The sequence below is a fragment of the Roseiarcus sp. genome, assembly GCF_052145395.1.
In the GTDB taxonomy this organism is placed as follows: Bacteria; Pseudomonadota; Alphaproteobacteria; order Rhizobiales; family Beijerinckiaceae; genus Roseiarcus.
The window spans coordinates 1-7,074 of record NZ_JBKQOT010000773.1 but is presented as its reverse complement, the minus strand read 5'-3'; the positions used below and the strand labels follow the sequence as shown (position 1 = coordinate 7,074).

6 protein-coding genes are annotated in these 7,074 nt (G+C 65.2%); 2 read left to right on the top strand and 4 right to left on the bottom strand.

What is annotated here, in order from left to right:
- The 3 genes from ACLP25_RS26570 to ACLP25_RS26560 all read right to left on the bottom strand — a co-directional run.
- The coding region (locus tag ACLP25_RS26570; protein WP_442472108.1) for an acyltransferase family protein at positions 1 to 803 on the bottom strand (803 nt) is incomplete at its 3' end.
- 160 nt (positions 804 to 963) lie between these two features.
- Positions 964 to 1,920 carry a sugar-binding transcriptional regulator gene (locus tag ACLP25_RS26565; protein WP_442472107.1) on the bottom strand — a complete coding sequence of 319 codons (957 nt, stop codon included), beginning with the start codon at positions 1,918 to 1,920 and terminating at the stop codon, positions 964 to 966.
- On the bottom strand, positions 1,890 to 4,214 hold the full coding sequence (locus ACLP25_RS26560; protein WP_442472106.1) for an FGGY family pentulose kinase: 2,325 nt from the start codon (positions 4,212 to 4,214) through the stop codon (positions 1,890 to 1,892). The genes ACLP25_RS26565 and ACLP25_RS26560 overlap by 31 nt, the downstream gene beginning before the upstream one ends.
- A gap of 398 nt (positions 4,215 to 4,612) precedes the next feature.
- Between ACLP25_RS26560 and ACLP25_RS26555 the strand changes: the two genes are divergently transcribed.
- Together ACLP25_RS26555 and ACLP25_RS26550 are read left to right on the top strand one after the other, a co-directional pair.
- Complete coding sequence (locus ACLP25_RS26555; protein ID WP_442472105.1) at positions 4,613 to 5,620, top strand: glycosyltransferase family 2 protein; 1,008 nt, start codon at positions 4,613 to 4,615, stop codon at positions 5,618 to 5,620.
- A gap of 488 nt (positions 5,621 to 6,108) precedes the next feature.
- Positions 6,109 to 6,327, top strand: coding sequence for a hypothetical protein (locus ACLP25_RS26550; protein ID WP_442472104.1), 219 nt, complete (start codon positions 6,109 to 6,111; stop codon positions 6,325 to 6,327).
- Between the two features lie 241 nt (positions 6,328 to 6,568).
- On the opposite strand, the gene ACLP25_RS26545 is transcribed toward ACLP25_RS26550, so the two are convergent.
- Positions 6,569 to 7,074: WD40 repeat domain-containing protein (locus ACLP25_RS26545; RefSeq protein ID WP_442472103.1), on the bottom strand; the 506-nt coding region annotated here is incomplete at its 5' end.

Sequence of the window (7,074 nt, the reverse complement as noted above, 5' to 3'; positions counted from 1 at the left end):
ACCCAGGTTGCGGCGCCCGCGGTGGCCGAGTAGCCAATGGTTTGGGAAAAAAGCGAGGTTTCCCGAGCGAACAGGATCAGCGCCGCCAAAACGACAATTGGCGCCAGGGCAAGCCGTTTTACGTTTTTCGTAAAGGTCGGCGTAAGGGGAACAAAGGCCAACGCGGCTCCGATCAGAAGCGGGTCGGCGTGCGTATCCAGGCCGTTGTAGATCCGCTCGAACGACTCGCCGCTGACGATCAGCGCGATCCGCCAAGCGACGGCCGCTGCGATGGCGGCGATGAGCCAGCGCGCCGGATTGCGAAACCCAATGAAGAGCAGGATCGCCGGCCACACAAGATAGAATTGCTGTTCCTCGGCGACCGCCCATGTGTGTCCGAGCCAACCTTCGGGAAATACATCGAAGGCGCGATTCCAGTTCATTGTGTAGGTCGCCGCGACCAGCGTCGCGTTTAGATTGGAATAGGCAGTTTGCAAACACGTCGCAAAAACTATGCTAAAGACAATCAGCGCGGCGAAAGCCGGCCAGACGCGAAGGGCGCGACGCGCATAGAATCGCCAGACATCAATGTTTCGGGTGCGCGCCATCTCCTGAACGAGAAGACTCGTGATCAGGAAGCCGCTTAGAGCAAAGAAGACGTCGACCCCGATCCATCCTCCGGGGAAGACCGTTCTTTCGGCGTGATAGAGAACGACAGCGCTAATCGCAACGGCGCGGAGACCGTCGAGAGCCGGCTGATAGCCTGCCACGACCTGCCATACAGGGCTCGCTGATGCAGGGTCGAGCCTCCCGGCATCGTCCATCACGGCTCCAAAATTCATAAAGTAACAACGATAACATTGAGCTTGTTAACACGCAACTCCAGTTTGGACAAGGCCCACGCCCACGCTTGATGGCGATCGGCGCCCAGGGCGATAGGGGTTCATGGCAGGGACGCCCCTCGTGCAGGGAATCGCTAACCACTCAGCGCTGAAGCAAGTGCTCCGCCGTCGACTCGTCCGTCACGAGACCGGAGATCAGCCCTCCAGTCAGCGCGCCCCGCAGCGGCGCGCGGCGCGACGGTCCCATCGCGACGCCGACCACCAGGCGGTTGCCGGCTCTTCTAAGCGGCGCGCCCGAGACGCGCAGGTTGACGCCCTCGTTGAGAACGCGGCCTCCGCCGTCGAACGCCCAGCCGGTGATCTCACCGACCGCGCCGAGGTTGCGCATCGCCTCGGCTTCCTGCCGGGTGATGATGCCGTCCTGCACCAGCGGCGCCGAATCGCCGATCGAGCCGACGCCGACAAAGCTGACGTCAGTGCGCTCGACGAGATCGAACAGGCTTTTGACCGACGCCAGGCTTGTCAGAAGCTCGCGCTCCTCGACGGAGCGCGCCACGACCGGCAGCGGCATCGGGTAGTGCGGCGCCCGCACTGTGTCGGACACCCGGATGATCACGTCGTAGAACGACGCCGAGCCGTCGATCTTCGTGGTGCCGACGAGGGCCACCAGCTTGTGCTGCGGGCACTCCATCGCCGGCAACTGGTCGGCGACGGCGCGCATGGTGCGGCCGGTGCCGATGCCGATGATCGCCGGCTCCGTCCGCCTCAGCCAGCGCTCGAACTCCGCCGCCGCGACCTGGGCGATGCCGAGCGTGGAGGAGGTCAAATCCGGGTCGGTCGGCGCAATCTCGCAGAATCGCAGGTCGTAGCGCCGCTTCAAAGCCGCGGCGAGCTCCATGCAGCGCGCGATCGGGTGGTCGAGCCGCACCTTGATCAGCCGTTCGCTGATGGCGAGCGACACCAGGCGCTGCGCCGCCTGGCGCGAGATGCCGAGCTTGCGCGCGATTTCGTCCTGGGTGTTGCCGGCGACGTAGTAGAGCCAGCCGGCCCGCGCCGCCTCGTCGAGCCTCAGTCCGTCGTGATCCGCCCTGCGCGCCATGGGTTCTCCCGCCCCGTCCCCGGCGCCCGCCATCCTGCGACGAGCTCCGGCAGCCGCGACATATCGTCGAAAATGAGGGCGGCTCCGGCGCCCGTCAATTCCGCAGCCTGCGCCGGCTCGGAGAAGTGGCTCGCGCCGACGAAGCCGAAGGCGGTCATGCCAGCGGCGCGCGCCGCGGTCACGCCGGCCACGCTGTCCTCGATGACGAGGCAATCCCCGGGCGCCGCCCGCATGACGCGCGCGGCGAACAGGAAAAGATCGGGATGGGGCTTGCCGCGCTGCACCTCGGCGGAGGAGAAGATGTTCGGCGCGAACAGGGCCTCGTAGTCGGTCACCCGGAGCGCAAAATGCAGGCGCTTGGGCGCGCTCGACGATGCGACGCAGACGCGGGCGTCGAGTCCGTTGACTGCCTGACGCACCCCTTCGACGCCCTTCAGCTCGCGCTCGAAGGTCGCGAGAATCTCCCGCGCCAGCAGGACGGAGAAATCCTTCGGCAGCGGCCGACCAAGCTCCTGCTCGATGCGCTTGAGGACGCCGTCCTGGCGCATGCCGAGGAAGCGCTCGCGCGTCTCCTCGTCGCTCAAGGTCAGGCCCGCCTCGCCGAGCATCCGGCGGGTGACACCGAGCGCGATGAGCTCGCTGTCGACCAGCACGCCGTCGCAGTCGAAGATGACCACCTCCGGCCAGCGCGGCGCCCGCATCGCGCGCCGCGCCTCGCGCTCGGCGCGGCCGAGAAGGACGGCGGCGCGGCGCTTGCGAGCGTGAAAGGCGGCAATCGCGCCGCCCGCGGGCTCGATCCGCTCGCCGAGCGCCGACATCGACGCCATCGCCGAGTTCACGGTCTCGCGGCCCGAGGCCGCTGCGCCGATCATCGCCGATCCGAGCAGCACCGGCTCCGGCGTCTCCGGCGAGGCGACCCGCATGCCGCAGACGTCGGCGACGATCTGGCGCACGAGCGCGCTCGGCGCCGCGCCGCCGCTGGCGACGATCGTGTCGAAGGCGTAGCCGGCGCGGCGGTAGGCGTCGACAATGTCGGCGATGCCGTAGGCGAGCCCGCAAAGGCCGGCCACATAAAGCTCCTCGAGGCTCAATATGTCCTCGCGCAGGTCGAGCCCGACCACGCCGCCCCGCGCCGCGGCGTCCGCGACCGGCGCGCGCTCGCCGATGAACGACGGCAGGACATGGAGGCCCTCGGCGAGCAGCTCCGCGCGCGCGACGCCACCCGCTCGCATGACGATCGCGCGCTCGAGCGCGTCGTAGCCCTGCACCGAACCTTGGGCGAAGGCGGGATGCATGCGCATCAGCCGGTCGATCGCCGCCCCGAACGCCGACTGGCCGCCGTCCATCAGCCATTGGCCGGGCGTCAACCCGGACAGGTGCGGGCCCCAGACGGCGTCGATGAAGCGCGGCTCGTCCGACACCGCAAGACAGCTCGACGAGGTGCCGAGGATCAGCGCCAGCCGCCGCCGCGGATCGCCGGGGTCGCCGCCTTCTTGGGCGCCGAGCGAGGCCAGCGCGCCGGCATGCGCGTCGACGAGCCCCGCCCCCACCGGCACGCCGGCATTAAGCCCCATCGCTTCGGCCGCTTCCGCCGTGAGCCCGCGCGCGAGCGGCGTTCCCGGATCGAGGATCTCGGCGCCGAGGCGGGAGAATCCGCCTGCGGCCAGGGCGCCGAGGCCGACGCTGTCGAGGAATTCGTTGGGCCAGCGCCGCTCGTGCGCAAGATAGCCGAACTTGCATGCGACCGAGCAGAGCGAGCGCGCGAGCGAGCCGGTCGCGCGGAACGTGAGATAGTCGGTGAGGCCGAGAAAATGGGCCGCTCTGGCGAAGGTCTCGGGCTTCGTCCGATTGAGCCAGGCGAGCTTCGGCGCCTGCATCTCGGGCGACAGCGCGCCGCCGACGTAGCGGAGAACCTCGTGCCCGCCCTCGTTGATCCGCTCCGCGTCCTCGGCCGCGCGATGGTCCATCCAGACCATGACATCGCGCCCGGGCTCGTCGGTCCAGTTGATCGAGAGGGGCGCGAGCCCGGCGTCGAGCGCGATGAGCGAACAGGTGGCGGCGAAGCCGACGCCGGCGAAGGCGTCACGCGGAGCGCCGCTCGCCTCAACTGCCGCGCGCACCGCCTCTGTCGTTGCGCGCCAGACGTCGGCGGACGACTGCTCAACGACGTCGCCAGGCTCGCGCCAAAGCACGATCGGCATCTTGGCGCTCGCCATGAGCCGACCGCGCGCGTCGAACGCACCGGCTCGGGCGCTGCGCGTGCCGACGTCCACTCCAATGAAAGCGCTGGTCATGGGTCCCTAAGGCCGCCGTCCCGTAGGGGAAAATCGGACTTTCCGGCCGCTTAGGCAAGTCTGCGGTGAGATAGGGCGTCTTCCTCGACGTTCTATCCGCAGCGACCCCGCCATCTAGAAAACCCCAGCCTTTGAGTCTTGCGCTCGAAATATGGTCGCAGCGCCCGTTGGGATCGGTGGCCGCGGGACTTGCGCGACGTTTTCCTGCCGAACGCGCTCTCGCGCAAGCCCGCTCCGCAGGCTTGACCTTGTTTCGAGGAGACGGGTCTCGACCTGCTCAACAGGTGATTTCAGCCCCGTGCGCTGCAAGCGCAGACCGGGCGATATCACATTGTCTACGTAGTCTACATAGGTGTATACCGCTCCCTGGTGTATGTTCGGCGGCGGGGGGGTCCTGAGTGACTGTTTCGGTAATTATCCCGGTCTACAACGTGGCGGAGATCGTCGATCGAGCGATCCGGAGCGCTCTCGATCAAACCGTCAAACCCCTTGAGATTATCGTGGTCGACGATCGCTCCACGAACGACACGATCGCCGTCGTCAAGAAGATCGACAGTCCGCTTGTCCGCGTCGTCTCGGCCCCATCGAACCGCGGTCCCGCCGCAGCCCGCAATCTCGGAATCGCCAAGGCGAAAGGCGATTGGATCGCCCTGCTCGACGCCGACGACGCGTGGCTTCCCGAGCGTCTGGAACGCCTTCTCGCTGTCGGCGAGTCCGGCGCGGCGGACTTCGTCGCCGACAATATCGTCCTGTGGGACCTCGTCGCCGGAAAACAGGTTCGCGTGGCGATCGACGACCTCGAACCGGCTCAGGAGATCACGGCGACCGATCTGTTCGAGCACGACCACGACTTCGAGTTCAGAATATTTTCCTGGGGCTTGCTGAAGCCCATTCTTCGCAAGTCGTTCCTCGACAGCAAAGGTCTTCGTTACGAGCAGACGATGCGATCCGGAGAGGATTTCACCCTTTACGCCGAGATGCTGTTGAGCGGCGCGAAAGCCTTCCTGATCTCGGACGCCTACTACCTCTATTCGTTGCCGTCCGCTCCGAGCGGAAGGTCGCCGCACAGCCGGTCGAAGCATGATTTTTCGGTCGTGATCGCGATGAGCGACGTTCTGCGGGAAAAATACAAGGACCGCATCGACGCTCGGCTCGCCGCCGCGATGGCGCGCAGGCGGAAAACCTGGACGCTCATTCATGAGGCCAACGTGGCCCGCGGCTATCGCCGGTCCAACCTCGCCCAGTACGCTTGGTATGTCGGCACAAAACCAGATCTCGTCCGCGCCCTTTTCGGCCGCGTGCTTGGTCGCGCGCAGGATCGCCTCCGACTATCGACCCGCCAACCGCGGGCGCCGTCAACAGCTCAGAGGCTGGCGCTCTTGCAGTCCAGGAGAACACTGGTTTGAGCGCCCGCCACGTGCTACAACGCAGCGTAGTTAGTTTAGGGGCAAACGTATGTTAAGAGATTTCCACCAATCGAATTCTTTCGAAAATACCGTACACTGCGTTCCTCGCTGCGTAAGGCTATTATGGGGAAGCGAATTTACCTCGACCAAGTCGTCCTCTACAAAGAATTAGACACGATTTTATCGGAATTACCGGTCGGTTCAATGGACGCGTTTGAAATCTCCGGAGACCGCCTGAAATATATTGGATTCCGCTCTTTTACCTCAAAGTCTTACCCAGAGTTCGATGTTTGTGATGGACCGCTCGAGCAGACTTTCGATATGATCATTTGCGAACAAATTTTTGAGCATCTTCTCTACCCACATCGAGCAGCAAAAAAACATCTTCTCCAATGTTGAGGCCAAGCGGGTATTTCCTGAACACGACCCCGTTCTTGCAAAAGATTCACAACTTTCCTGTTGATTGCAGTCGATGGACAGAGACGGGGATGAAATACCTCCTGGCGGACGCAGGTTTCGCGCTTGAAGACATCAAGACCTGGTCTTGGGGAAATCGCACTGCCGCCCGGGCTAATCTTACACCCGAACATTTGAAATTTCCTGTCTACAATCCGTTTCTGCACGGAGACCTCAAGAATGATCCCTTGTTTCCCGTACAAGTTTGGGCTCTGGCGCGACGTCAGGCCGCGAACGGTCCCGAAGCGTAGGATCACACTCTAACCTCGCGCGTAGAGGTTCAACGCCTCTGCCGGTGGCCAGAGCGGGGCCTTTCTCGTGCGCCTTGATGGCGAGCGGCGAAGAAATTTCGGGCGGTTGGTCGCGTCGTCGAACTCATGCTCGAGGCGCAATTCGGCGCGACACGAAATTACGAAAAAGGAAAAGAAGCCGCGTCGAACGTCCCGCTTCCTTTCGCGATGCGAGGCCGGCGCACGCGTCGGCCGGCGACCCTCAGCCTGGCAGATTCAACAGGCCGGCCTCGCCGGACTCGAGGCCGAAGAGGAGCCGCGCGCCGCTCGCATTCCAGGCGAGCGCACCAACGGCGCCGCCGCCCGGCCGGCGGACCAGGATTTCCGCGGCGTCGGCAAGCCGGCAGAGCAGCACGAGCCCGTCGGCGTAGCCGATGGCGAGAACGAGCGCGCGCGGGTGGAAGGCGACTTTGGTTACGCGCGCCTCGCGCACGCCGCATTCGCGCGGCGCCTTGCCCATCGGCCCGTCCTTGTCCTTGAACGGCCACACGACCGCCGCGTCCGCCCCAGACGTCGCGAGCCAGTTCCCGTCATGCGACCACGACAGCGAGCGCGTCTTGCCCGGATAGCCGCTCATCCGCATGTTGCGCGCATCGACGAGCCGCCAGCCGTGCAGCGCGTTCTCCTGCATCGAGGTGACGAGGAAGCGGCCGTCTGGCGAGAATGTCGCGTCGAGATGGGCGCCCTTCCATTCAAGCGTCTGGGGCG

What these genes read in the sequence shown, in the direction of transcription:
- ACLP25_RS26565 (WP_442472107.1), bottom strand. Translation starts at nt 1,920, where the DNA reads ATGGCGCGCAGGGCGGATCACGACGGACTGAGGCTCGACGAGGCGGCG.
- ACLP25_RS26560 (WP_442472106.1), bottom strand. Translation starts at nt 4,214, where the DNA reads ATGACCAGCGCTTTCATTGGAGTGGACGTCGGCACGCGCAGCGCCCGA.
- ACLP25_RS26550 (WP_442472104.1), top strand. Translation starts at nt 6,109, where the DNA reads ATGAAATACCTCCTGGCGGACGCAGGTTTCGCGCTTGAAGACATCAAG.